Source organism: Occallatibacter sp. (assembly GCF_035317045.1).
GTDB lineage: Bacteria > Acidobacteriota > Terriglobia > Terriglobales > Acidobacteriaceae > Telmatobacter.
In genome coordinates this window covers 1-23,963 of the sequence record NZ_DATHHT010000032.1, presented here as the reverse complement: position 1 = coordinate 23,963, position 23,963 = coordinate 1, and the positions used below count along the sequence as shown (strand labels likewise).

General features: G+C 58.7%; 21 protein-coding genes. 12 read left to right on the top strand and 9 right to left on the bottom strand.

The genetic code is table 11. From position 1 onward, the window contains the following. Positions 1-239: 239 nt before the first annotated feature. The gene (locus VK574_RS15630) at positions 240-620 is read left to right on the top strand and encodes a hypothetical protein (protein ID WP_472800790.1); all 381 of its coding nucleotides are present in this window, start codon (positions 240-242) and stop codon (positions 618-620) included. Between the two features lie 164 nt (positions 621-784). Here the strand turns inward: VK574_RS15630 and VK574_RS15625 are convergent, their stop codons facing one another. After that, positions 785-1,306 carry a DUF3738 domain-containing protein gene (locus VK574_RS15625; RefSeq protein WP_472800789.1) on the bottom strand — a complete coding sequence of 174 codons (522 nt, stop codon included), beginning with the start codon at positions 1,304-1,306 and terminating at the stop codon, positions 785-787. Between the two features lie 877 nt (positions 1,307-2,183). On the opposite strand from VK574_RS15625, the gene VK574_RS15620 reads away from it, so the two are divergent. From VK574_RS15620 to VK574_RS15600, 5 genes are read left to right on the top strand one after another with little or no spacing between them, the layout of a single operon-like run. Further along, the gene (locus VK574_RS15620; protein ID WP_472800788.1) at positions 2,184-3,083 is read left to right on the top strand and encodes a phosphoribosylaminoimidazolesuccinocarboxamide synthase; all 900 of its coding nucleotides are present in this window, start codon (positions 2,184-2,186) and stop codon (positions 3,081-3,083) included. A 2-nt stretch (positions 3,084-3,085) separates the two neighbouring features. Continuing rightward, a complete protein-coding gene (locus tag VK574_RS15615) occupies positions 3,086-3,637 on the top strand; it encodes a CvpA family protein (protein WP_472800787.1) in 552 nt (183 codons plus the stop codon). Between the two features lie 56 nt (positions 3,638-3,693). Further along, a complete protein-coding gene (locus tag VK574_RS15610) occupies positions 3,694-3,981 on the top strand; it encodes a helix-turn-helix domain-containing protein (protein WP_348261622.1) in 288 nt (95 codons plus the stop codon). A 17-nt stretch (positions 3,982-3,998) separates the two neighbouring features. After that, positions 3,999-4,736: an HAD family hydrolase gene (locus VK574_RS15605; RefSeq protein WP_472800786.1), complete on the top strand. Its 738-nt coding sequence runs from the start codon at positions 3,999-4,001 to the stop codon at positions 4,734-4,736. Then, complete coding sequence (locus tag VK574_RS15600) at positions 4,733-6,664, top strand: hypothetical protein (RefSeq protein WP_472800785.1); 1,932 nt, start codon at positions 4,733-4,735, stop codon at positions 6,662-6,664. Before VK574_RS15605 ends, VK574_RS15600 begins: the two co-directional genes overlap by 4 nt. Positions 6,665-6,739: 75 nt before the next feature. Here VK574_RS15600 and VK574_RS15595 read toward each other — a convergent pair whose 3' ends face one another. The 6 genes from VK574_RS15595 to VK574_RS15570 all read right to left on the bottom strand — a co-directional run bounded on the left by VK574_RS15595 (position 6,740) and on the right by VK574_RS15570 (position 14,558). After that, on the bottom strand, positions 6,740-7,723 hold the full coding sequence (locus tag VK574_RS15595; protein ID WP_472800784.1) for a DsbA family protein: 984 nt from the start codon (positions 7,721-7,723) through the stop codon (positions 6,740-6,742). A gap of 43 nt (positions 7,724-7,766) precedes the next feature. Next, positions 7,767-9,410 carry an NAD+ synthase gene (locus VK574_RS15590; protein ID WP_472800783.1) on the bottom strand — a complete coding sequence of 548 codons (1,644 nt, stop codon included), beginning with the start codon at positions 9,408-9,410 and terminating at the stop codon, positions 7,767-7,769. A gap of 154 nt (positions 9,411-9,564) precedes the next feature. Further along, positions 9,565-11,082 carry a sugar transferase gene (locus VK574_RS15585; protein WP_472800782.1) on the bottom strand — a complete coding sequence of 506 codons (1,518 nt, stop codon included), beginning with the start codon at positions 11,080-11,082 and terminating at the stop codon, positions 9,565-9,567. 524 nt (positions 11,083-11,606) lie between these two features. Beyond that, a complete protein-coding gene (locus VK574_RS15580; protein WP_472800781.1) occupies positions 11,607-12,506 on the bottom strand; it encodes an ABC transporter ATP-binding protein in 900 nt (299 codons plus the stop codon). A 4-nt stretch (positions 12,507-12,510) separates the two neighbouring features. Further along, positions 12,511-13,191: a molybdenum cofactor guanylyltransferase gene (mobA, locus tag VK574_RS15575; RefSeq protein WP_472800780.1), complete on the bottom strand. Its 681-nt coding sequence runs from the start codon at positions 13,189-13,191 to the stop codon at positions 12,511-12,513. Then, a complete protein-coding gene (locus VK574_RS15570) occupies positions 13,188-14,558 on the bottom strand; it encodes a dipeptidase (protein WP_472800779.1) in 1,371 nt (456 codons plus the stop codon). Before VK574_RS15570 ends, mobA begins: the two co-directional genes overlap by 4 nt. Before the next feature lie 86 nt (positions 14,559-14,644). On the opposite strand from VK574_RS15570, the gene VK574_RS15565 reads away from it, so the two are divergent. Continuing rightward, complete coding sequence (locus VK574_RS15565) at positions 14,645-15,427, top strand: acyloxyacyl hydrolase (protein WP_472800778.1); 783 nt, start codon at positions 14,645-14,647, stop codon at positions 15,425-15,427. Here VK574_RS15565 and VK574_RS15560 read toward each other — a convergent pair. Beyond that, entirely contained in the window at positions 15,424-15,765 is a 342-nt protein-coding gene (locus VK574_RS15560; RefSeq protein WP_472800777.1) for a rhodanese-like domain-containing protein, read from the bottom strand. The two genes, VK574_RS15565 and VK574_RS15560, sit on opposite strands and share 4 nt — an antisense overlap. A 260-nt stretch (positions 15,766-16,025) precedes the next feature. On the opposite strand from VK574_RS15560, the gene VK574_RS15555 reads away from it, so the two are divergent. From VK574_RS15555 to VK574_RS15540, 4 genes are all read left to right on the top strand, one after another. After that, positions 16,026-17,840, top strand: coding sequence for an ABC-F family ATP-binding cassette domain-containing protein (locus VK574_RS15555; protein WP_472800776.1), 1,815 nt, complete (start codon positions 16,026-16,028; stop codon positions 17,838-17,840). A gap of 83 nt (positions 17,841-17,923) precedes the next feature. After that, complete coding sequence (locus VK574_RS15550; RefSeq protein WP_472800775.1) at positions 17,924-19,324, top strand: sigma-54-dependent transcriptional regulator; 1,401 nt, start codon at positions 17,924-17,926, stop codon at positions 19,322-19,324. A gap of 91 nt (positions 19,325-19,415) precedes the next feature. After that, on the top strand, positions 19,416-21,320 hold the full coding sequence (locus tag VK574_RS15545) for a sensor histidine kinase (RefSeq protein WP_472800774.1): 1,905 nt from the start codon (positions 19,416-19,418) through the stop codon (positions 21,318-21,320). Next, entirely contained in the window at positions 21,317-21,856 is a 540-nt protein-coding gene (locus VK574_RS15540; RefSeq protein ID WP_472800773.1) for a hypothetical protein, read from the top strand. The genes VK574_RS15545 and VK574_RS15540 overlap by 4 nt, the downstream gene beginning before the upstream one ends. Before the next feature lie 68 nt (positions 21,857-21,924). Here the strand turns inward: VK574_RS15540 and VK574_RS15535 are convergent, their stop codons facing one another. Then, positions 21,925-22,782, bottom strand: a complete 858-nt coding sequence (locus VK574_RS15535) for an NAD(+)/NADH kinase (RefSeq protein WP_472800772.1) — start codon at positions 22,780-22,782, stop codon at positions 21,925-21,927. A gap of 116 nt (positions 22,783-22,898) precedes the next feature. Between VK574_RS15535 and VK574_RS15530 the strand changes: the two genes are divergently transcribed. Further along, complete coding sequence (locus VK574_RS15530) at positions 22,899-23,963, top strand: IS630 family transposase (RefSeq protein WP_472800771.1); 1,065 nt, start codon at positions 22,899-22,901, stop codon at positions 23,961-23,963.

Sequence of the window (23,963 nt, the reverse complement as noted above, 5' to 3'; positions counted from 1 at the left end):
CGTACGATCGGAATGGAGAAGGGCTGGGAAGCAGAATGCCTGATCAACAAGCGTTGACCGATCGGCCACGATCTGCCTGTTTTAGGAGTTCTATGGGATAAAAGTTGGCGATGAGTCGCCGGATGTTGCTTAACGGGTAATTGCCGGTTAGACGGTGCACATCCAGAATCGAAAGTTATCGCCCAAACGTTTGATGTGTTGGATGATCCATCGCTTCTTTGAAGGCTGCCCCGTCGCCAATGGCTGCGACCCGCGGCGGTAGCAGTAATTGGATGGCGCGGGCTTCTTCGCACGTCTGCGCGGGCGAGGCGATATTTCCCAGTTGCAATTCGCTGCGCACCGGATCACAATCTTCGCACCAATCACGCCTTCCGGAATCTCCTACCGCAGCCGTGATTCCGGTGAGCCAAATGGACACGCGGCACGTTTTCAAAATCGCGGCTATTCAAGGGCGGATTGAATTCTGCGAGGCCGAGCGCCGTCGGATTTTGAAGATGGTGGCGAGTTGCCAAGTAGACCTCGCGTGGATTTCTGACCGTATGGATTGCATCCAAAAAGACCTGCGCCTACTCCACCGGGATCTGGAGGTGCAAGAAAAGCAGGCGGAAGAATGGAACTGATTGACTTAAACCCCTTTTGTTAGCGGCTTGACGAATTGGATCGTGGGCGATACGGAAATAACCCCCGTTTTGCGTTTCAGGGTTACTTCCGCATAGGCGGTGAATCACCCGAACGCCTCAAGGTTCCATCCCCGGTCCCCAAAGGCGAGGGACCGGAGGCACCCTCATTGTGGTTTGGATAAGATCACAGAAACCGGGGCCACCCGCCAACGGTCGGCCAAAGCATTTTGCAGCATGGTCTGCACCATCGGGTTTTGCCCCCTGAGTCCACGCTGGCTGATTCTTTGCCAATCGGGCAGGTCAGCTCCGCCTACCTTTCCGACAACGTCGTAATTGTCGTTCCACACCCAGCCCTGCGCTCCAACGATGCGATTCTTTGATACCGGAAGCATCGGAACATAGGCCATCACGATCGTCCATCCTAGTGGCAACCCGATTGCTTCGTATTGATCACCGCCCGGAACGATTTGCAGGCGACGCTGACCAGGGTCAGCGTTGCTTGCCCGGATGGAAACCACATCGAAGGCGAGATCGGAATGAACCGTCACATCTCCGTCTGCGGCGGATTTAGCCGCAGGCGTGTTGACCGCCTGAGAGACGCCTGAAGTCACTGCGACAGAAAGGGAGATTCCAATCAGGAAAATGGTTCGACCTGCCTTAAACAAAAATGGGCGGGGATTTAGCATCAGTAGCACTTCCGGTCGTGTAGTGGGCAATCCAGAAATGACATTTTGGTCAACATATTTCGCTGCCGACTGAATTGGTCTTACTTACAACGGCGGATTTTCTGCAAACTTTTTGTGGAACACTGCAAATTTAGAGGGGGGGTGGGGGGGTACCCACTTCCGCCTGATTGATCCGCAGGGCGAACATTCTTCGGCTACGATGATTGTGCCTTAAACTCGCGTAATTACCTGCAAGACTCCGCTGGGAATTTTGTGTTTGGAATGTTGAGGTTGGAGCGCACGGTGGCGATGGGGCACTTGACAGTAGCAGGGTGTGCAACATTTTCGGCAATCGCCGGGCTATTTTTGGCTCAGAAGTTATTGCACTAGCGGTCGGCAATTGCTCATTTTGGATGAACGGGCAACAGGCATGTCGACAGAGATGTTTTCAGAAATTGCGAAATTGCGGCGACCGATTTTTGTGTTGAAAAAAATCGCCTCCGAAGGAAATCTTCGCTTCGGAGGCGCTTGCTTTGGAATACTAAGAAAGTACACAAGATGAAGACGGGGGACCAGTAGCTGGCACTGGAGGTCGGTAGTACACAGCTACTGGCGATCCCAATAAAACGAAGCTAGCCGCGGCTTCCCCTTTCCACTGCCGCCTCGTGCCGCCCGGCTCAAAGGAGTCTATTTACTGGCTCCCGAACCTTGGTGACAAATGCAGTTTCGCTCAACTTCGTTTGGCGCTCCGTGACGGCTGTCACAGGGTATTGTGGAATTCCCGGCGCGAATCGTATCCGGCTATCGCGGCGGTAAATATTCAGTGGTTTGGGGGTTTGACAAAGCGAGGCGCGGGCAAGAAAATCGGAGATTCACGACGCCGAGGCAAGATCCTTCCATGACAACACTCTTGAAGACAGATTTAGGCACGATTCCGCTCATCGGCCGGGGCAAGGTGCGCGATTTGTATGCCGTAGGCGATGCGCTGCTGCTGGTGGCGACGGACCGCATCTCGGCATTCGATCATGTGCTGGGCACGGGAATTCCGGGCAAGGGCAAGATTTTGACGCAGATTTCGCTGTTCTGGTTCGACCTGGTGCGGGAGATCGTGCCGAATCATCTGATTGCCACGAAAGTTGCAGATTATCCAGTCGAGTTGCACGCCTATGCAGAGCAGCTTGAGGGCAGGTCGATGCTGGTGAAGCGCGCGCAGATGTTTCCTGTGGAGTGTGTAGCGCGGGGATACCTTGCGGGGTCGGGGTGGAAGGAGTACAAGGCCGCGGGGACGGTAAGCGGGATCAAACTGCCGGCGGGATTGCTGGACGGATCGCGATTGCCGGAGCCGCTGTTTACTCCTTCGACCAAGAGCCAGGACGGAACGCACGACGAGAACATTTCATTCGCAGCCGTAGAGAAGGCGGTAGGTGCGGATGTGGCGCATGAGCTGCGGCGGCTGACGCTGGCGATTTATGAGAAGGCAGGCAGGCACGCAGAGTCGCGGGGGTTGATCCTCGCGGATACGAAGTTTGAGTTTGGAATGACGCAGGACGGCATTGTGCTGGCGGACGAAGTTCTGACGCCGGATTCATCGCGATTCTGGGAGGCATCGTTGTGGAAGCCCGGCGGGGCGCAGCCGAGTTTCGACAAGCAATTTGTGCGCGATTACCTGGAAAGCATTCACTGGAACAAACAAGCTCCCGCGCCGAGTCTTCCCCAGGACGTGGTGGAGCGTACACTGCATAAATACCTTGAGGCATTTCGCCGGTTAACGGGGCGGGACCTGGACGCACAGGCATGAGCATGAACGGATTGACGATGGTCGATTGGATCATCGTGGTGGTGTTGGCGGTGGCGGTGCTGGCAGGCATTGCGCGAGGATTCTTTCGTTCGGCATTTTCGTTGGCTGGGTTGATCGCAGGACTGGCGCTGGCGTCGTGGAATTACTGGCGGCTGGCGGCAATGCTGAAGCCTCTGATCCATTCGGCAGAGGTGGCGAACGCAGTCGCGTTCCTGGTGATCGCGCTGCTAGTCATGGTGGTTGCGGCGATTCTTGGTTCGATCCTGGCCAAGGTTTTTGAGAAGGTGGGGCTGGGTTGCCTGGATCGTTTGGGCGGCGCGGTTTTCGGTTTTGTGGAAGGGATCGTATTGGTGTTGGTGTGCCTTCTTGTTACGGTTGCCTTCTTTCCAGAAACTGTGTGGTTGACGGAAGCAAGGCTGCCGCGTTATTTCTTCGGTGCACTCCATGTGAGCGTCCACGTTACACCTTCGCGACTGGGCGACCGTGTGCGCAAGGAATTGCAGACGCTGGAAGCGGAATCGCAGAAGCTAATCAACGACCAAAAGGGCAAATAATTTTTCGCGGGCTGAAGCCTGCCGGTTGTGGCAATCTAATAGAGCAAGAGGTTGACGTGAGACGAGACTTGGACAGCCTGGTAACACAGATGCATTCCACCGGAATTCGCTATGAGGATGCGGTGAAGGAGTTCAAGAGACAGTATCTGCGCGAAGTGCTGGCGGCCAACAAGGGAAACCAGTGCAAGGCTGCAGAGGAGCTGGGTATCCACCGCAACACGCTCAGCCGGACGATGGCAGAACTGGGCATCAGCCTGGCAGAGATTCGCGCCGGGCTCAAGCGTCCGCCACGCAGTGAACGTCCTATATTCGGAGCCGCACGCCAGGGTATACGCCAGGGCTAAGCCAGCTCCGCATCGGCATGCAGACAACTCAACAGAACAACGAAGCGCGAACTGCAATCAAGAGCGGGTTTGCCTGGGATGGGCAGGACGCGTACTTGTTCGATATCGACGGCACGCTTTTGCGGAGCCGCGACCGCGTACACATGGACAGCCTGCCCGCGACAGTGCGGGAGGTGATGGGACTCGAGGTCTCGCTCCAGGGTGTGTCACTGGCAGGAAACACCGATACGTCGATCCTGCGCGAGGCCTGCGCTTTGGCAGGCGTTCCAGCGGCCGTGCTGGAGCCGCAGATGGCGGCGATACTTAAGGGTATGTGCCAAAACGTGGCGGACAGACGAGATCAGTTGCAGCCGATTCTGATGCCGGGCGTGGAAGAGACGCTGAAGCATCTGGCGGACCGCGGCGCGACACTGGGCGTGGCCACGGGTAACCTGGAGATGATTGGCTGGATCAAGGTGGAGCGCGCGGGACTGCGCGAATGGTTTCGATTCGGCGGGTTCAGCGACCACTTCCCTGTCCGTTCTGAGTTGGTGGGGCACGCCGCAAAGAAGGCACGCGAGCTGGCGGGAGCAGAGGCGAGCATATGTGTGGTGGGCGACACACCGCGGGACATTGAAGCGGCACATGCCAATGGGCTGGCGGTAATCGCGGTCGCCACCGGGCACTTTTCGTTTGAGGAGTTGCTGGAGCACGGGCCTGAAGTATGCACGACGACGCTGGCTGATCTGTTGGCAGCGACGCGAGGCAAGGCATGAAGATCATGCGGGCGGATTTTGCGGCAATGATTGCGATGCTGTTGATGGCGGTGCCGGGATGGGCGCAGCAGACGCAGACGCCTGCGCCGTCGAATGCCGCGGGGAACGGCGCTCAAGCCGAGCAGGCGAAAGAGAAGGCCCCCAAAAAGAGAATTACGGGAAGCGATCGCAGGCGCGCAACGAAGCTGTATCTGCGGGCGACGAAGCTCTTCGAGAAGCAACAGTATGACGAGGCCGTACGCGATTACGAAGAGGCGGCGGAACTGGATCCGGGAAATCCGAATTATGGCGCGGCGACGGAGGTGGCGCGCAGTCATGAAGTCACGGACCTGATCCAGACGGCGGCCAAGGCGCGCATCCGCGGAGACAAGACGGCCGAGCAGGCGGCATTGCAGAAGGCGGCGGCACTGGAACCGCACAACATCGAGGTTGCGGCGCACCTGGATGAGATGGCCGCTGATGTGGCGGCAACGCAATCGAAGCCGGTGTACGAGCAGGGGGTGGATTCTCTGGGGCCGGCTCCAATGCTGGAGCCGGTGGCAGGCACGCACAGTTTCCATTTGAAGACGGATCGCCGCACGGTGATCCAGACGGTGTATCGGTCATTCGGAATTGAAACGTCAGTGGACCAGAGCGTGACGGGGCCGCCGTTGCGCTTCGATATGGACGCCGCGACGTTTACGCAGGCGATACAGGCTGTAAATATGGCGACCGATTCGTTCACGGTGCCGCTGGACGCGCATCGCGCGCTGGTAGCCAGAGACACCCGGGAGAATCGGCAGCAGTACATGCGCGAGGAGTTTGAGACGGTCTACCTGGGCGGGATGGCAACGGCGGAGATGACCGAGATCGGAACCCTGGCCAAGAATGTGTTCCAGTTGCAGCAAGTGGTGGTGCAGCAGAGTTCGGGAACGCTGACCATTCGTGCGACAACGGACAAGCTGAACGCGTTCAATGCGACGCTGCGCGCACTGCTGGATGGACGAAGCCAGGTGCTGCTGGATGTCCGGTTGATCCAATTGGCGCACACCAACCAACGCAACACGGGCGCGCAGCTGCCGCAGCAAATCACTGCATTCAATGTATTCGCGGAAGAGCAGTCGATTCTGAATCAGAACCAGGCGCTGGTGCAGCAGATCATTTCATCGGGGCTGGCTTCACCGGGCGACACGCTGGCGATTCTGGGAATTTTGCTGGCGTCAGGACAGGTTTCGAGTTCGCTGTTTCAGAACGGCATCGCGCTGTTTGGCGGGGGGCTGACGCTGTCGGGCCTTTCGCCGCCACCCGCGACACTCAATCTGAGTTTGAACTCTTCGGAGTCGCGGGAACTGGACGACATTCAAATGCACCTGGGCGACGGCGAAGAGGGCACGATCAGAAGCGGATCGCGATATCCGATCCAGACGTCGCAGTTTTCAAACCTGGGTTCGTCGGGAATCAACATTCCCGGGCTGACGACAGCGGGAACTTCGGGAAGCCTGAGTTCCCTGCTCTCGCAGCTGAATTCGGGGGCGCAGACGATTCCGCAGATTGAGTACCAGGACCTTGGACTAACGTTCAAGGCAACGCCGCGCGTGGTGCGCAACGGTGATGTGGCGCTGACGATGGATTTGAAGATTACGGCACTGGGAGGTTCGTCGCTGAACGGGGTGCCGATCCTGAACAATCGCAGCTATTCTGGCGTGGCGACACTGAAAGATGGGTCAGGCGTGGTGATCGTTAGCCAGGTGGACAAGGAAGAGAGCCATGCGCTCAGCGGGTTACCCGGGCTGACCGAGATTCCGGGGCTGAACACGGTGACGGACACCGATGTACAGAGGAATTATGCCAGCTTGCTGATCATCATTACGCCGCATGTGATTCGCGGGACACAGGCGCCGGGACACTCGCCGATGTTGCGGATCGAGCGGGGGCAGTCGACACCGTGACGGGGTTCCCATTCATGCACAAATGGCGCGCATGAATGGGAACATGGAACTCCTCGGTGGGCTTTCAAAGCACAACTACTGGGCGATGCCGTCCAGTTTGGATTGATACTCGATGATCTGCTTCAACGTTTCATAGGGCGCGTTGGCAGGAACTTCGCGACCGTTGATGACGAGTGTGGGCACGGTGGCGATGTCGAGATCCTTGCTGAGCTGGATGGAAGATTCGACGGCTGTCCTGGTTTCAGGCAACGCGGCGCAGGCCGATACTTTGGCTGGGTCGAGGCCTGCCTTGGTGGCGGCGCTATTCAGAGTAAGGGTGGCGCCATCGGCTGTCGCGAGGCCATCCTGCCCGTCGAATACCGCGGAAGCAAACTGGAAGAAGGTAGTGCTGCCGGCCAGCTTCGCGACACATGTTCCATATTCCGCTGCCGTCAACGATTGTGGATGAATCGAGACGAGCGGATCGTTCTGGAAGACAATGCGCGCCTTGGGAAAATCGGTAAGGAGCTTTTCCATGTTGGCCTGCGCAGCTTTGCAGTGGGGACACTGGAAGTCTGCGAACTCGACGAGTTCGAGATCCTTGGTCGCCGAACCGCGATACGGGCCGTTGGCGCGCTCCTGGAGCGTGGAACGGTTCTCGGCAAAGGGACGATCGCCGAAGGGGACGATCTTTTCGCCGACGATAATGTGCTTTTGGTCGGGCGTGGTGAAGAAGGCGAAGCGATAGGGTTGCTGCTTGCCGGTCTTATCGCCGATGAAGACGATGACCTTGCTGATACCCGCAAGTTGCGTCTTCTGGATTGCCTGGACCTGCCACATGGCGTTGGCATCGAAGCCGAGATTGGCCTGCATGAAGGCGTTGACGACTTCCTTGGTGGGCGAGGTGGCGTTAAAATCAGCCGGATCGGGCGGGGGAAACACGGGGGCCTTTGCTTCTGGCGCTGCGGGAGCGGGTGCGGGTGTGGCGGGAGTTTGTTCCTGCGCGATGGCGTGATGGATGGGAGAGAAGAGCATGGCCAGCGTGATAACAGCGGCCAGTCGAGCGGCATTACGAATCAAGCGAATATCTCCTTCAGCGGCGGGAAGACTCCCAACCTTTAGCTTATACCTGCACTTTGACGGCAATGGGAAAGCGTCGACCCATGCCGAATGACTTCGACGTGACCTTGAGAACGGGGGCGGCCTGCTGGCGTTTGTACTCCGAGCGCTCCACCAGGCGCACTATCTGTTGGACGAGTTCGAGGGGAAAACCATTCTTCTGCGCGATGCACTCAGGAGTCTCATAGCGCTCAACGTAGGCCTCGATAATCGGATCGAGGACATCGTAGGGCGGCAGCGAGTCGGTGTCCTTCTGTCCAGGGCGCAATTCGGCGGAGGGAGGTTTCTCGATGATCGGAAGCGGGATGACTTCGCGCTCGCGATTAAGCCAGCGGCAGATTGCGTAGACGCGCGTTTTGATGAGATCGCCGATGACGGCGAGGGCGCCGACCATGTCGCCGTAGAGCGTGCAGTAGCCAACGGCCATTTCGGATTTGTTGCCGGTGGTGAGCACGAGCGAGCCAAACTTGTTAGAGAGCGCCATGAGCAAGTTGCCGCGAATGCGTGCCTGCAGATTTTCTTCAGCAAGTCCGGACTGTGTGCCTTTGAAGAGCGGCTCGAGAGCCTGCGAGTACTGGTGGAACAGGTCGCTGATGCCGATGAGTTCGAAGCGAATGCCGAGGTTAGCGGCAAGGGCGCGGCTGTCGTCGATGGAGCCCTGCGAGGAGAAGGGGCTGGGCATGCCAATGCAGAGGACATTTTCCCTGCCGAGGGCCTCGGCGGCAATGGCGGCGACGAGTGCGGAGTCGATGCCTCCGCTGAGGGCGATGAGGGCTTTGCTGAAGCCGCATTTGCGCACATAGTCGCGGGTGCCGAGGACAAGAGCGCGCCAGGCGGCCTCGGTGTCATCTTCAAGCGGATCGCGAATCGGCTGCGCGTCGAAGGGATCGACGATCACGAGATCTTCTTCGAAGGATTTTGCCTGGGCAATGAGTTGGCCGTGGGCGTTGAGGGCGAGAGAGGAGCCATCGAAGACAAGGCTGTCGTTTCCGCCTACCTGGTTGCACATGATGACCGGGATACGGTCGCGGTGTGCGATGGCGGCGAGCATCTCGCGGCGGACCTTGCGCTTGGAATGCCAGAAGGGCGAAGAGGAGAGGTTGATGTGGATGGCTGGACTCTGACGCATCAACTCTTCGAGCGGATCGAAGGAATAGAGACGGCGCGGCCAGAAGTTCTTGTCGTTCCAGGCATCTTCGCAGATGGAGATGGCGAGGCGCACGTGGTCGAGTTCGACGACCCGCTGCTGGCCAGAGGGCAGGAAGTAGCGCTGTTCGTCAAAGACGTCGTAGAAGGGCAGCAGGCGCTTGTGCTGCTCGAGAAGGACCTGACCGCGGTCGAGAAGAACGGCAGCGTTGACCGCCGGCTTCCCGGCGTCAGGTGGGGCGGGCAAGGCGACGCCCGCGATGAGCGCGGTAGGCAGGTTGCGCGTGGCTTCGGCGAGTTCATCGACGGCCTGGCGGCAACGGGCTAGAAAGCTCGGTTTCTCAAGGAAGTCGGCCGGAGGGTATCCGCAGATGGCCAGTTCGGAGAAGACGGTGAGTCGGGCGCCCAAGTCGGCGGCGCGACGGGTAACCGTAAGAATCTTTTCAAGATTACCGGTGAAATCCCCGACCGTGGGGTTGATCTGGGCCAGTGCGATCTTCACATGTCCAGTTTAAAGCAGAGGGGGGAGAAAGAGGGACTAGGGAGTAGGGAGTAAGTGTAGGGATAGGGAGTTGCGGCTTGGCGGGTCAGCGGTGCTTCGCGCCGATAGCAAGTCAGCAGGTTGGCGGTGTGATCGAGTTCGCTGCTTTGCAGGCTTAGGAGCCGGTGCCGGAGAAGACTACGCCGATGGTGCGGACGATGATCTTGATGTCGAGCCAGAGACTCCAGTTTTCGATGTAGGTTACGTCGAGGGAGACGTAGCTGTCGAAAGAGGGATCCTGGCGGCCCTGCACCTGCCATAGGCCGGTAATGCCGGGTGTGACATCGAGGCGGCGAAGGTGATTGAGCTTGTACTCCATGACTTCGCTCGCGAGCGGCGGACGAGGGCCGACAACGCTCATGTCGCCACGGAGGACATTGATGAACTGCGGCAACTCATCGAGCGAGTACTTGCGGAGGAGGCGGCCCAGGCGGGTAATGCGGGGGTCGTTGGTGATTTTGAACAGGACGCCATCGCGCTCGTTCATGTGCATGAATTCGGCGCGGCGCTGATCGGCATCGCGCACCATGGTGCGGAACTTGTAGCAGCGGAAGACGCGGCCTTTCTTGCCGATGCGCTCGGAAGCATACAGAACCGGTCCCCTGGATTCAAACTTGATGACAAGGGCGACGAGCAGCAGAAACGGCGAAAGAGCCAGGAGCAGGAGTCCCGCGAAGAGGATGTCGAGGACGCGTTTGAGCACGAATCCGAGTTCGGGAACGTGGCCGCGATGCAGTGGGATGGTCGGGAACTGGCCAATGTATTCGACTGGGCTGTTCCAGGCGAGGCCCTGGTAAAGATCGGGAACGATGCGTAGATCGACGCCGTGCAGGCGGGATTTCTCGAGTACATCCAGAACTACCCCGCGCTCGGAGGGGCTGGTGAAAAAAATCTCATCGACGAACTGCTTACGGGCGTGCTGAAAGAGCGTGTCGAGGGTGCCGACAACATCGCCGCTCGAAGACATCATCTGCGACGAGGCACCCGGAAATTCGATAAACCCTTTGAACGTATAGCCGAGGTGACGAATGCTCTCAACGTGATGACGGAGGGCGTGCGCTTCGGCACCGGTGCCCACAATGAGGACGTTGCGGGTGTCCTGGCCGCGTTCGAATCTGCGATACATCAGGGTCCGGTAGATCAGGCGGCGCAGGCACAGACAAACCGTGACCAGAACCAGCGTCATGAGAACGACGCGCCTGGGAATATCTTCGGCCCGAACGAGATAGAGGGTCCCGGTGAGCAGCAGTCCGGAGGTGAAGCACACCTGCACTGTGAGGCGTTGTTCGTGCAGGAACGAACTCAAGCTTTTGGGTGAGTAAAGATGGAGCCGCCGACTGGAGATGACGAGGGTGACGGCAAAAGCGCAAAACAATGCCAACAATATCCACATGGAGCGGCCGTGAAAGAGCGTTCCGTTGTAAAACTCACGCGCTCCAACGACGGGGCTGGTGTGTCGTTCGTAAATTGTGGCAATGATGGCGGAAACAAGAACGGTGAGGACGTCAAGAAAGATCCAGAACTTGACTTTGCCTTGCGAGCTGCGTGACGAATCCCGCGCGGTGTCTGTCGACCAATCGGATTGGGCCGCTACAGACGCTGAGACTCTTTGCCAGAAATCGGATGTCGCCATATCCGTCCGCTAACCTCGGAAGCCCAAAGCTACTGTTGGAAAGTGGGGGTGGTGGTTTCTAGATTGCAGGAAACGATGGGAAGCCGAACACCTGCTGCTGGCACGATGAGTACTGACGATTGGAACACTCCAGTTTATGAAAGGTTGCTCAATATGCAGCTGAAACGTCGTTACCGTCATTACTTTGGTGACGTGAGGCGTGCGGCTTCCGCAAGGATGGAATCCTGTTGTTTCTTCTTCGCAGATGATTGCGAAGCGCAGAGATCTCTGGAGCACCCAAACCTCACACTGAGCGTACTGCTTCGGTTAGAAAATTGTGTCTTTCGCGGGTCATTCAATTGCAACTTCTACGGGGCGACAGCGTGACACAAAGGCAACGAGTGAGGTGCAAAGGACCTTCAACAAGGAATCGTCTTGCCAATTGCGGGGATCTTCCTGCCGGTTTGAACCACTTGCTCTGCTTAACCAGGGAAAATTGCCTGCATCTGAATTATGAAGAACTCTGGTTATAAAGTCATCAACTCTTAAACTGAAGGTAACACATAGGCATCGAGGGTGAGGAACTGCTGAATGTTGGGATCGGGAGAGGCAATGAAGTCCCGGAGGGGCCCAAAAAAGGCTGCCCGCCCCTCGTCCAGGAAGAGCACGGAATCGGCGAGCCGTTCGGCGAATCGCATATCGTGGGTGACGATAATGCTTGTAAATCCAAGCTGTTGCTTGAGTCTCTGGATGAGGCCGCCCAATCTGCGCGCGATGATGGGATCAACCATTGTTGTGGGCTCATCATAAAGAACAATCTCGGGCTGCGAGGCGAGCGCACGTGCGATGGCGACGGCGCGACGGCGTCCTGTGGACAAACTGGCAGGTAACGCATCAGGTACGTCCTCAGCCCCGACGAGACCCAAAAGACGGTCAACAACCTGCTGGACCTGGTCCTCTTCCTGCCCGCCCCGTTCGCGCAGGGGGAAGGCTACATTTTCACGAACGGTGAGCGAGTCGAAGAGCGCTCCATTCTGAAACACCATGGTGACGCGCTTACGCACCACCTGCATTTCCTCTTCGGTGTAGGCATTGATTTCCTGCCCTTCGACGCGGATGGAACCGACCTGTGGCTTGAGAAAGCCCATGAGGATGCGCAGTGAGACGGACTTGCCGACTCCGCTGCGGCCGAGAATGCAGAGGGTTTCGCCGCGATTGACGCTGAAGCTGACGTTGTCGAGGACCTTGCGTTCGCCGAACCACATGGAGACATGCTTGAAGGAGATCAGGGGCCAGGTTGTGGGCTCTTCGTCTTCGTCGGTTGGCGCGGGTTTGCCTCCAGCGATATCAACCAGCAAGTCCCGCGGTATTTCGGGGACGTCGGGGATCGGCACATCCGAAGATGGAACCCCGGTGGGTTCGGCGTTGGAGTCTGGAGAAGCCACGAGATCAGATTACTTGAACATGGCGCCCGGCGAGCAGAGCTTCTGCCTGAAGGAGATCCTGAGGAGTGTTGATATTGAGGAACCAGACTCCCGGGGGAAGTGCCTGAGGACTGGAGACCTGGCCGGCCTGAAGTAGCAACTCAACGGGCAGGACGGAGAAGGGTCTGGAGAGAATATCCGCCGCGGCACGAAAGGCGCGCAACGAGTTGCGGTCGTTGGAATTGAGACTCGATTGGAGCGAGGGGAGTGCGGCGGTGTCGATGATGGCCGGAAAGGTCTGAATGAATCCGGCAACGGAGACGACGGTGACGGCGGATTGGGCGACGGTGGCGTGATGGATCAGATAACCGATCAGGCTCGCGGGCAGGAGCGGCAGATCGACGGGAAGGAAGAGGGCGCGAGGAGCGGAAGAATTTGCGAGAGCGGAACAAATGCCGGAGAGGGGGCCGAGGCTGGACTGGTTCGGGTCGTCCGGCAGGGTCGGGGCAATCGAGGAAAGGTCGCTTTTGGCGCCGGCGATGCGGGGTTCGAGCCCAGCGGAACGGAGGAGGTTCGAGGCATGTTGAACGAGAGGGACACCGGCGAGGAGGGTGAGTGCCTTGTCGTGCCCCATGCGTCGAGATTGACCACCGGCGAGGATGAATCCATCCACGACCGCAGGGATGTGAAGGTGCGGCAGGCTCAACGGCCCGCCTCCTCCAGGAATCGGATCAGGGAGCGGATGCCGAGTTCGAAGTTCTTGAGATTGAACTTTTCGTTCGGAGCGTGGATGTTGTCGTCGGGAAGACCGAAGCCCATCATGACGCTGGGCAGGCCGAGGTGGCGGTCGAAGTCGCCAACGATGGGAATGGAGCCGCCGGAGCGGATGAAGACCGTGTCTTTGCCCCACACTTCACTGAGAGCCTGGGTCGCGGCCTGGATGTACTGGTTGTTTACGGGGATGAGGCAGGGGTCTCCCGAGTGGATGAGGCGGACGTCAATGTCGACACCGGTGGGAGCGATCTTCTCAACGTAGCTCTTGTACTGGGCGAACGCCTTAGTCGGGGTCATGCCGGGGACAAGGCGCATCGAGACCTTGGCAATAGCCTTGGCGGGGATAACGGTTTTGGCGCCAGCGCCTGTGAAGCCGCCGGGGATGCCGTGGACGTCGAGGGTGGGACGAGCCCAGGTGCGCTCGAGGACGCTGTAGCCGCTTTCGCCGACAAGCTGGCGTGAACCGACTTCGGCGATGCGGTAGTGCTCCTCGTCGAAAGGCAGGCTCCTCCATGCCGCGAGTTCTTCGGGGCTGGGCGGGATGATGTCGTCGTAAAAGCCGGGGATAAGGATGTGGCCGTTCTCGTCTTTGAGGCGGGCAATGATCTGCGCGATGGCAGTGAAAGGATTGGGAGCAGCACCGCCGTACATGCCGGAGTGGAGGTCGGTCTTGGCGCCGCGCACTTCGAGCTCGGTGTAGATCATGCCGCGCAGTCCAACACAAAGGGTGGGCAGGCCAGGAGCGAAGAGTTCTGTGTCGGAGACGAGGGCGAAGTCGGCTTTGAGGTTGGCAGGTTTTGAGGCAACGTAGTCCGCAATTCCCTCCCCTCCCACTTCCTCTTCGCCTTCGAAGAGGACGCGGACATTGAGGGGGAGAGATTTGTTGGAGGCGAGGAGCGCTTCGAGAGCCTTGACCTGCATCCAGACCTGGCCTTTGTCGTCGACGGCGCCGCGGGCGTAGAGGTTGCCGTTGCGCTCGGCGGGTTCAAACGGCGGCGAGAGCCACTCATCGATCGGATCGGTGGGCTGGACATCGTAGTGACCGTAGATGAGGACGGTGGGCTTCCCAGCAGCGTGCAGCCAGTCGCCATAGACGAGCGGATGACCCTGGGTTTCGATGATGCGGACATTTTCAATGCCGATGCGTTTGAGTTCGGAGACGAGGAACTCGGCGGCACGGCGGCAATCGGGTTTATGTTCCGGGAGCGTGGAGATTGAAGGAATGCGCAGGAGGTTCTTGAGTTCATTCAAAAAGCGCGGGTGGTTCTCAGTGGCAAATGCAACGGCGGGCGAAGACATAAAAAGTGCTCCCCTATAATCGATGTCGCAGTCAAAACAAAAGTATAGGCGCTGCAATCAGTCCCGTCCTCCGAAAGGGCTTTCTCTTGCCGAAAAACGAGCGTGTCCGCCTGCGGCGGCGCAGTTTGGCCGGCGTCATCATCGTTCTCGCAATGATTCTTTTCGTCGGAGGCACAGCATCTGCGCAGGAGAAGAAAGAAAGCTATTTTGCGAGGAAGAACACATTTGGGGTCTTCACTGCATACTCCAATGATTCAAGCCATATTCTTCTTGGCGAAGCGGAGAACCGCAGGCTGTTCCTTCTGGGTGCGAGCTACAGCCGGCGTCTCATTCTCAATCACGTTGTGAATTTGGAATACAACGGTGAAGTGATGCCGCTGGCTCTCGAGAGCGACCCCACCTCTCACTTTATTCTCCAGTGGAACCCGCCAGCGCCGCCGGTGCCGCCGATCAATGAGACCGTGGTCCCTTATACCGCTTGCCACACTTCATCGGGAACGGGTACAGCTACGTTCAATGGCACTCCGTATACCTACACATACTCGAACACCTGTGGGCGTCAATGGACTGCGGGGGAAGCAATGTCTCCCATGGGGCTGCAATTGAACTTCCTTCCGCGCAACAAGACGCAGATCTTTGTGATCGGCCACGGCGGATACATGTATTCCACGCGAGCAGTTCCTGTCGAAAGTGCGGGTTCGTTCAATTTCACATTTGACGCCGGCGTTGGCATCGAATTCTATCGATCGAAAACTCGGTCGATACGCGCGGAGTATCGCTACCATCACTTTTCAAACAAGGACACCGCGACCGTGAATCCCGGCGTGGATAACGGGATCTTCCAGGTCACCTATTCGTTCGGACGCTAGTAGCGCGGAACCTTCGGATCCACTTCATCAGACCATGCGTCAATTCCGCCGCGAAGGGACTGCACGTTTTCAAAGCCCTGATTGCGAAGCCATGCCGCGACATTGAGCGATCGCTGGCCATGATGGCAGAGGACCGTCAGATGCACTTCGGGATCGAGCTCCTGGTGGGCGCGGGCTGGAACGTCGCCCATGGGCATGAGGGTGCTGGGTTCGATGTGCGCCGTGGAGTACTCCCAGGGCTCGCGGACATCTATAAGGCGGGTCTTGTTTTCGCGGAGCAGCGCGGCGGTGTCGGCTGGCGAGATTTCGAATTCGAGCATGGGTTCAGTGTAGGACACGGGACATTCCCAGGAGCAACCGCAGCGTGGATGGCTCTGCGCGACACCCGGAAAGGATGAAAATCGCTGCTGGTTAGATTGTGCTTTCCCACCCAAGCGGAGCTTGGATGGGGCACCCTCGTTCGTGCCGATGTCTGAATTTTCACCGCAGTTGTTACGGCTTCGATCGCTGCGCGACCCGCGTTCAACATGACAGGAACCCGGAGCGGCATGTTTCGAAAAACGGTCACGGTCGGAGCTGGACGGTAATCTAAAGAGAGATGCCACCGATTTTGAATGCACAGACGATTACGAAGCAATTTGGGGCCAAGCCTCTTTTCAAGGACATTTCGTTCACGGTAGAGGATGGGGCGCGGATCGGGCTGATTGGACCGAACGGCGCGGGGAAATCAACGCTGCTGGCGATTCTCGCTGGGGCGGTTGAGCCGGATGTGGGTGAGTTGGCGGTGCGCAAGCGGGCGCGGGCAGCGTATGTTCCGCAGGATTCGCGATTTGCGGCGGGGCTGACGCTTCGGCAAGTGCTGGAGACGGCGCTGACGTCCGCGCACGTGAATGAAGGCGAGCGCGAGGGGCGGCTGCGGGAACTCTCAGGCCGGGCGGGATTCGAGGACCTGGCGGCGGAGGCAGCTTCGCTTTCGGGCGGGTGGCGCAAGCGCCTGGCAATTGTCGAGGCGCTGGTGAGTCATCCTGAAGTGCTGCTGCTGGATGAACCGACGAATCACCTGGATCTCGCTGGGATCGAGTGGCTGGAGGAGTTGCTCGCCGCGGCGAATTTTGCCGTGGTGACGGTGAGTCATGATCGCTATTTTCTTGAGGCGACGTCGAGCGAGATTATCGAACTGAACCGCGTGTACGCAGAGGGCCTGTTTCGGGTGAAGGGCAACTTCAGCCGTTTTCTGGAGGAGCGGGAGGCGTATCTGGAATCGCAGAGCAAGCAGCAGGAAAGCTTGCGCAACCGGGTGCGGACGGAGATTGAGTGGCTGCGGCGAGGGCCCAAGGCGCGGACGACAAAATCGAAGGCGCGCATTGATTCGGCGAACGAGATGATCGGGCAGCTTGCGGCGATGGATTCGCGGACCACGGTGAACTCCGCGGGGATTGATTTTGAGGCGACCCAGCGGAAGACGAAACGGCTGGTGGAATTCAATGACGTGGCTTGCGACATTGGCGAACGCAGGCTGTTCAGCGGACTCAAATTTGTTCTTACTGCCGGTTCGAAGGTGGGGCTGGTGGGGCCGAACGGGAGTGGGAAGACGACGTTCCTGCGACTGTTGCGCGGCGAACTGGAACCCGCGGAAGGGAGCATTCGCCGGGCGGATGCGCTGCGGCTGGTGTATTTCAGCCAGATGCGCGAACTGGATGAGAGTCTGACGTTGCGGCGGGCGCTGGCGCCGGAGGGAGACGGGCTCGTGTACCAGGGACGGGTTGTGCATGTGGCAAGCTGGGCGGCGCGGTTCCTGTTTACGGGCGAGCAACTGAATCAGCCGGTGCGGAATTTGAGCGGCGGCGAGCGAGCGCGCGTGCTGATTGCGAAGCTGATGCTGGAGCCGGCGGATGTGCTGCTGCTGGATGAGCCTACGAACGATCTGGATATTCCGACGCTGGAGATCCTGGAAGAAAACCTGTTGGAGTTTCCGGGAGCTCTGCTGCTTGTGACACATGACCGCTATCTCCTGAATCGGGTGGCTTCGACCGTGCTTGGGCTGGATGGCGATGGGCATATCGGGCGGTTTGCGGATTATGGGCAGTGGGAAGCGTGGATGGAAGAGCAAAAGACAGGGATCAGGGATCAGGGATCAGGGAGCAGGGAGCAGAGAGGCTCACCCGAGACCGAAATCCAAACGCCGGCGAAGAAGAAGCTTTCGTATCTGGAGGCACGGGAGTTTGCCGCGATTGAGCAGCGGGTGGAGGAGAGCGATGAGCGTCTGGCGGCGGCCCGGGGACGGGTGGAAGACCCGGCAATTGCCTCGGATGCGGCGGCGCTGCAGGCGGCCCTGGGGGAACTGGAGTTGGCCCAGGAGGAAAACGACGTCCTCTACGCCCGCTGGGCCGAATTGACCGATAAGGCGGTCTAAACTGGATACACTCGGGAGCGGGCCGAAGTCATGAAAGCTGGACTTCGACGCCGCATGGCGAAATATTTGCATCGAAAGACGATATGCACAACCCGGTAAAGGTATTGATTGTCGAGGACGAACCCCATGCCCTGATGGGACTGGCGGAGCTGATTTCCGGCTGGGGATACCAGACGGAGACGGCGCGCGACGGCATCGAGGGCTGGGAGAAGGCGCTGGTGTGGAGTCCGGCGATTGTTGTGACGGACTTGAAGATGCCGCGGATGGACGGGATCGGACTGCTGACCAAGCTTGCAGAGAGCGCGAACTCGAATATAGCGGTAGTACTGCTGACCGCGCAGGGGTCGATTCAGCTTGCGGTGGATGCGATGAAACTGGGTGCTTACGACTTTTTGCAGAAGCCCGTGGATGCGACGCGGCTGCGGACAATCCTTGCGAATGCGACCCGGCAGCGGGCGACGGAAATTGAGCTGGAAGTTACGCGCAGGCAATTGCGGAACACCGGCATCCTGGGGTCGATGGTGGGCAGTTCGAAGGCGATGCGGGAGATTTTCGCGCTGATTGAACAGATCGCCCCTTCGAATGTGTCGGTGCTGATCACAGGCGAAAGCGGAACCGGCAAAGAGATGGTGGCGCGGACGCTGCACGATTTAAGTCCACGCAAGGGACGTCCGTTCCTGGCGGTGAATTGCGCGGCGATTCCTGAAACGCTGATCGAGAGCGAGATCTTCGGCCACGAGAAGGGCGCATTTACAGGCGCGGCGGAGCGGCGAGCGGGATGCTTTGAACTGGCAACGGGTGGCACGCTGCTGCTGGACGAACTGGGCGATATGCCGATCGGTACGCAGGCCAAGTTATTGCGCGTCCTGGAAGAGCGGAAACTGCGCCGTTTAGGAGCGCGCACCGAACAGGATGTGGATGTGCGGGTGCTGGCAGCAACGAACCGCGATCCGCAGGATGCGGTGGCGGGGGGACATTTGCGCGCAGATCTGTTTTACCGGTTGAATGTGTTTCACATTCATATGCCGCCGCTGCGCGAACACATGGAAGATCTACAGGTAATGGCCGAGGCCATGGTGAACGAGATGAATCAGAAGCATACGCGGCACGTCTCGGGGCTCTCGGACCATATTCTTGATCGGATGCTGGGGTATGATTGGCCAGGCAATGGACGCGAACTGCGGAATACGATTGAGCGCGCGGTAATCCTATGCCCGGACGGGACTCCGCTGGATGTATCGCACCTACCGCGGACATTCGGCACCCCGCAACTGCCGGTGGCAGCGCGGGCAACCGATGCGAATGTTGTGTCAATTCGCGTGGGAACGACAGTGGACGAGGCGGAGCGTATGTTGATTTTGAGAACGCTCGAGTCAACGGGACAGAATAAGACCCGCGCTGCCGAGATTCTGGGCGTAAGCCTGAAGACGCTGCACAACAAGCTGAAGGAATACAACCACTCGCGGGAAGATCCGGCGGCATAAAGCGGCTTGCAGGCGAATGTGAGCTGGCTGCGAACAATTTTCGGCGCCATCCGATTCGAGCGTTGTGGTTCGGCTTCTGTGTTTGAAAGACATGCGACTGAAGACAAAACTCGTTCTGGCGATTACGGGGTTAGTTTTTCTGATCGCGTGCGTGCTGTCGATGGTGTACGTGAGTCACCTGGTCGATGCGGCCGTTCAGCAGTCGGACGATTCGAATCTCATGGTGGCCGATCTGGTGCGCTCCACCTTGCAGAATACGTTGTTGGAAGAGCTGAAAGACCAGACGATCGACCCCAACGATCAGGACAAGCTGCTGGAACTGGTTCAGGAAGCGATCAAAGGCAGCGCCTCCCTGAGTGCAACCCTCGACTCGACCAACATGTACTCCACGACTGAATATGACGTGAACATCGTGGATACGAAGTCGCGCATTTTGCTCAGCACCTTTCCTGACAATAATGGCAAGGTGTTTCAGTGGCGGCCCAAGTATAGCGACCTGCTTGCCGCCGATCCGATCACCAAAATGCGTGAAATCTATGGGCCGGCCAAGGTGTTTGACATCGTGGCGCCGCTGGATCGCAATAGTCAGCCTTTCCTGAGCGTGCATGTGGGTGTGCGGACGACGCTGCTGCAGGCGGTGTATGAGCCATCACTGAAAGAAGCGTTTGAACTGATGGCGTTTACGCTGGGAACAGCGCTGGTTGTGGCGTTTCTGTTGAGCAACCTGGCACTGCGGCCCATGGAAGAGATCAGCATGCAACTGGACTACTGGAATCCCACGCTGGGTGAGGGCCAGAGCGAGAAAGGCGAAGCGCCCCGGCTCGATACCGCGGAAAGAGTGTCGACAAAGATTGAGCGGATCGGGCAGCGCATGCGCAACGTGGAAGAGGTTTTCTCGGCATTGAAGGAAAATCTCGACCAGGTTCTCGGAAATCTTCAAGACGGCATCTTGTTGTTCACGGGGGATGGTCGGGCGGTGCTCGTGTCTGAAGCCGCGCAGCGCTTCCTTCATGTGGAGAGCGACAACATCCTTGGTTTGCAGGCTCGCGAAATCTTCGACAGTTCCACGGTGCTGGGACGAGCGCTTCGCGAGGCCTTCGACGCCGGAGTCACGCTGGTGCAGGAAGAAGTCCAGACAGAAACAGGGCGCCGGATACAGGCGTCAGTGGATTTCATCTACGATGACCACACGCGCATGGGATTGGGGGCGTTGGTCACGCTGCACGACCTTGAATCCGTGGAGCAGATCGAGTCGGAGTTGGAGCTTTCGCGCCGCATGTCGGCAATCGGCAGGCTGACAGCGGGCGTGGGGCATGAAGTCAAGAATCCTATCAACGCCATCGTGGTGCATCTAGAGCTGCTGAAGAACAAGCTGGGCGGAGATCATGCGCCGGCGACACGGCACCTGGAAGTGATCGACGCGGAGATCCACCGGTTGGATCGCGTGGTGCAGACGCTGGTGGATTTCTCGCGTCCCGTAGAGTTGCGGCTGCAGGAACAGGATCTGCGCAAGTTGATTGGCGATGTGCTGGCACTGGCGGACGAAGAGCTTTCGACGCGGAACGTGAAGCTGGAAGGACGGCTCCCGGCGCACCCGCTGATCGTGAATGTGGATGCGGATCTGCTGAAGCAGGCGGCGATCAACGTGATTCTGAATGGCGCGCAGGCGATGCCGAATGGCGGACTGCTGCGCGTGACGCTGGAAGACGACCGCAAGATGGCGGTGCTGAAGATTGCGGATCAAGGGATTGGAATTCCGCCGGAGATTCGGGAGAAGATTTTCGATCTTTATTTCACAACAAAGAGCGGCGGCAGCGGCATTGGGCTGGCAATGACGTACCGTATTTTGCAGTTGCACCATGGAAGCGTCGACGTACAATCGACAGTAGGCCGTGGCACGGAATTCTCACTGCGCATTCCACTCGCCGCCACGGAATGGGGACGCCGGCATCTGCAACCGGCCATTGTGGAAGAGACAAAGGGGTTGGAGACATGAAGCTGAGCGCCGGGAGCGCTGCATGGCTGTTGTTGCCGCTGCTGCTGACGGGGTGCTTTCACAAGACCCAGATCGCGCAGAACCAGCCGTTCGCGCCGCCAATCGAGGACACGCCTCCGCCCAAGCCCGAGCCTTCGCCCACCAATCTGCCTCCGCCCGAGGTTTCGATACCCGTGCAGCCGGAGCCGCAAGTCCCTGTTCCAGCGGAACCGGTAAAGAAGCCCGTGAAGCACAGAAGGCCCGCGAACACGAATCCGCAGGTAGCGTCGAACGAGGCGCCACCCGTTCCGGCGATCGGAACACTTTCCACCGGCGATGCGCCGAACGTGCGGCAGCAAACGGATGATTCGATCGCATCGACCGAGAAGACCTTGAACGGCATCACCCGCAAGCTGAACGACCAGGAAGCGAAGACCGCCGCCCAGATTCGCCAGCTTCTGAAAGAGGCGCGCGAGGCGCTCACAGCTCGAGATGCGGGTGGCGCCCTCAACCTCGCGAACAAGGCGAAAGCGCTCCTGGACGAACTGCATCCGTAAAAGGAACTTCCCTTCCCTTTTCTTCCATCAGGATTTGCGAATTGCGATCGGGCGTGCGCGATGCCGCGTTAACGCTCGCCCCAACTGAGCTTGCTGCGCAGGGCGTCGAAGAAGCCGCTTTCACTAAGGCGGATCAGGTTAACCGTGTAAGCGGAGCGCTGGCAGCGGACTTCGTCGCCAAGGTGAAGCTCGAACCCCGTTTGCCCATCGACGGTGAGAAGGCATTGCGTGGGGACGCCTTCGACGCGCACCGTAAGGCGCGCATCGCCGCGCACCACGATGGGGCGCAGCGTGAGCAGATGAGGACAGATGGGCGTGACGACGAGTGCATCAACGTCAGGAGTCAGGATGGGACCGTTGGCGGCCAGAGTGTAGGCCGTGGATCCGGTCGGCGTGGAGACGATGACGCCATCGGCGCGGAAGCGGGCCACTCTTTTGCCATCGAGTTCCACGGCGAAGTCGCCCATGCGTGCGATGTCGCCTTTGGAGACAACGACTTCATTCAGTGCTTCGAATGCCTTGACGGGCACGCCGTCGCGGAAGACTTCAGCGTGGAGCATGTTGCGCGCATCAAGGGTGTGGCAGTTGTCGCACCAGCTTTCGAGCGTGGTGTAGAGATCGGCGAGGCGCACTTCGGTCAGGAACCCGAGAAAGCCCAGGTTGACGCTGAGGATCGGCGTTCCGGTTGCGGCGAAGATGCGCGCCACGGAGAGCAAAGTGCCGTCGCCGCCAAGCACAATGACCAGTTTCGGCTTGTGGGAGGGCAGGTCTGCACGATCAACAGCGGGGGCAGCATCGGTATAGGTAGCGCCTTCGCAGTCAAGCAGAGGCTCGTAATCATGCTTGCGGAGCCAGCCGATCAGTTCGGGAAGCAACTGGGCGAGTTCCTGCCTTCGTGGCTTAGAGACGATCGCTACGCATGTCATGCGGTCTCAGTGTAAATGGCAGGGGTTAAGACGGGGACCAGGATTAGGACTAGGACTAGAGACTAGTGGCCTGTCCTTGAGTAAACGTTACTAGTTGGGTTGGCATCTAAGATGTCATGCCGATCAATGAGGTAGTGCTGAGCGAAGAGCAGCGTGTGGAGTTGAGCACCATTGCACAATCCCGTTCTCTGCCCGCTGGTTATGTGTTTCGCGCACGATTGATTCTGATGCTCGCTGAAGGTGCATCTTTCACCACGATCAAGCGACAACTGCACACCACAGCGCCGACTATCAGCCGATGGAAAGCGCGGTTCCTTGAATCGGGTATGGATGGACTGGATACTCATCACCCGGGCCAATCTGCCTGCGTTCTGACCCCGGCTTTGCGGGCCAGGATTCTGTCGGCTACGCGCAAGAAGCCGACGGATGGATCGACACAATGGAGCTGCCGCAAACTGGCGGCAGTCCTGGGGATTAGCAAATACGCTGTCCATCGCAGCTGGAAAGAAGCTGGACTGAAGCCGCATCGGCTGGAGCGTTACATGGCCAGCGACGATCCGGACTTTGAATGCAAAGCTGCCGACATCATAGGCTTGTACCTCAATCCGCCCCGCCATGCGGCGGTGTTCTGTGTGGATGAAAAGACCGCCATCCAGGCGCTGGATCGGCTTGACCCGGTACTGCCCCTTTCCCCCGGACGTGCCGAGCGCCACGGATTTGAGTATTACCGCCATGGAACGTTGTCCCTGTACGCAGCCCTGGATACGGCCAGCGGGAGGGTTCACGGCAAAACCACCGCGCGCCATACCAGCCGCGAGTTCGTTGCTTTCCTCAAAGAAGTTGTCTCGCGGTGCCCCAGGCACAAACAGATCCACATCATCCTCGACAATCTCTCGGCTCACAAAACCACCTTGGTGCGTGATTTTCTGCAACAGAATCCCCGCGTTCACTTCCACTTCACACCTACTTACTCGTCATGGCTGAACCAGGTCGAACTATGGTTTGCCAAGATCGAGCGGGATGTGATCGCACGCGGCATCTTTACTTCCGTCTCTGACCTGGCCCGCAAGCTGCTTCGCTACATCAATGCCTACTCCGCAAATGCTCGGCCTTTTCAATGGAAATACTCAGACCCAACTCGACGCATCCGCAGTAACGAATTCACTCAGACAGGCCACTAG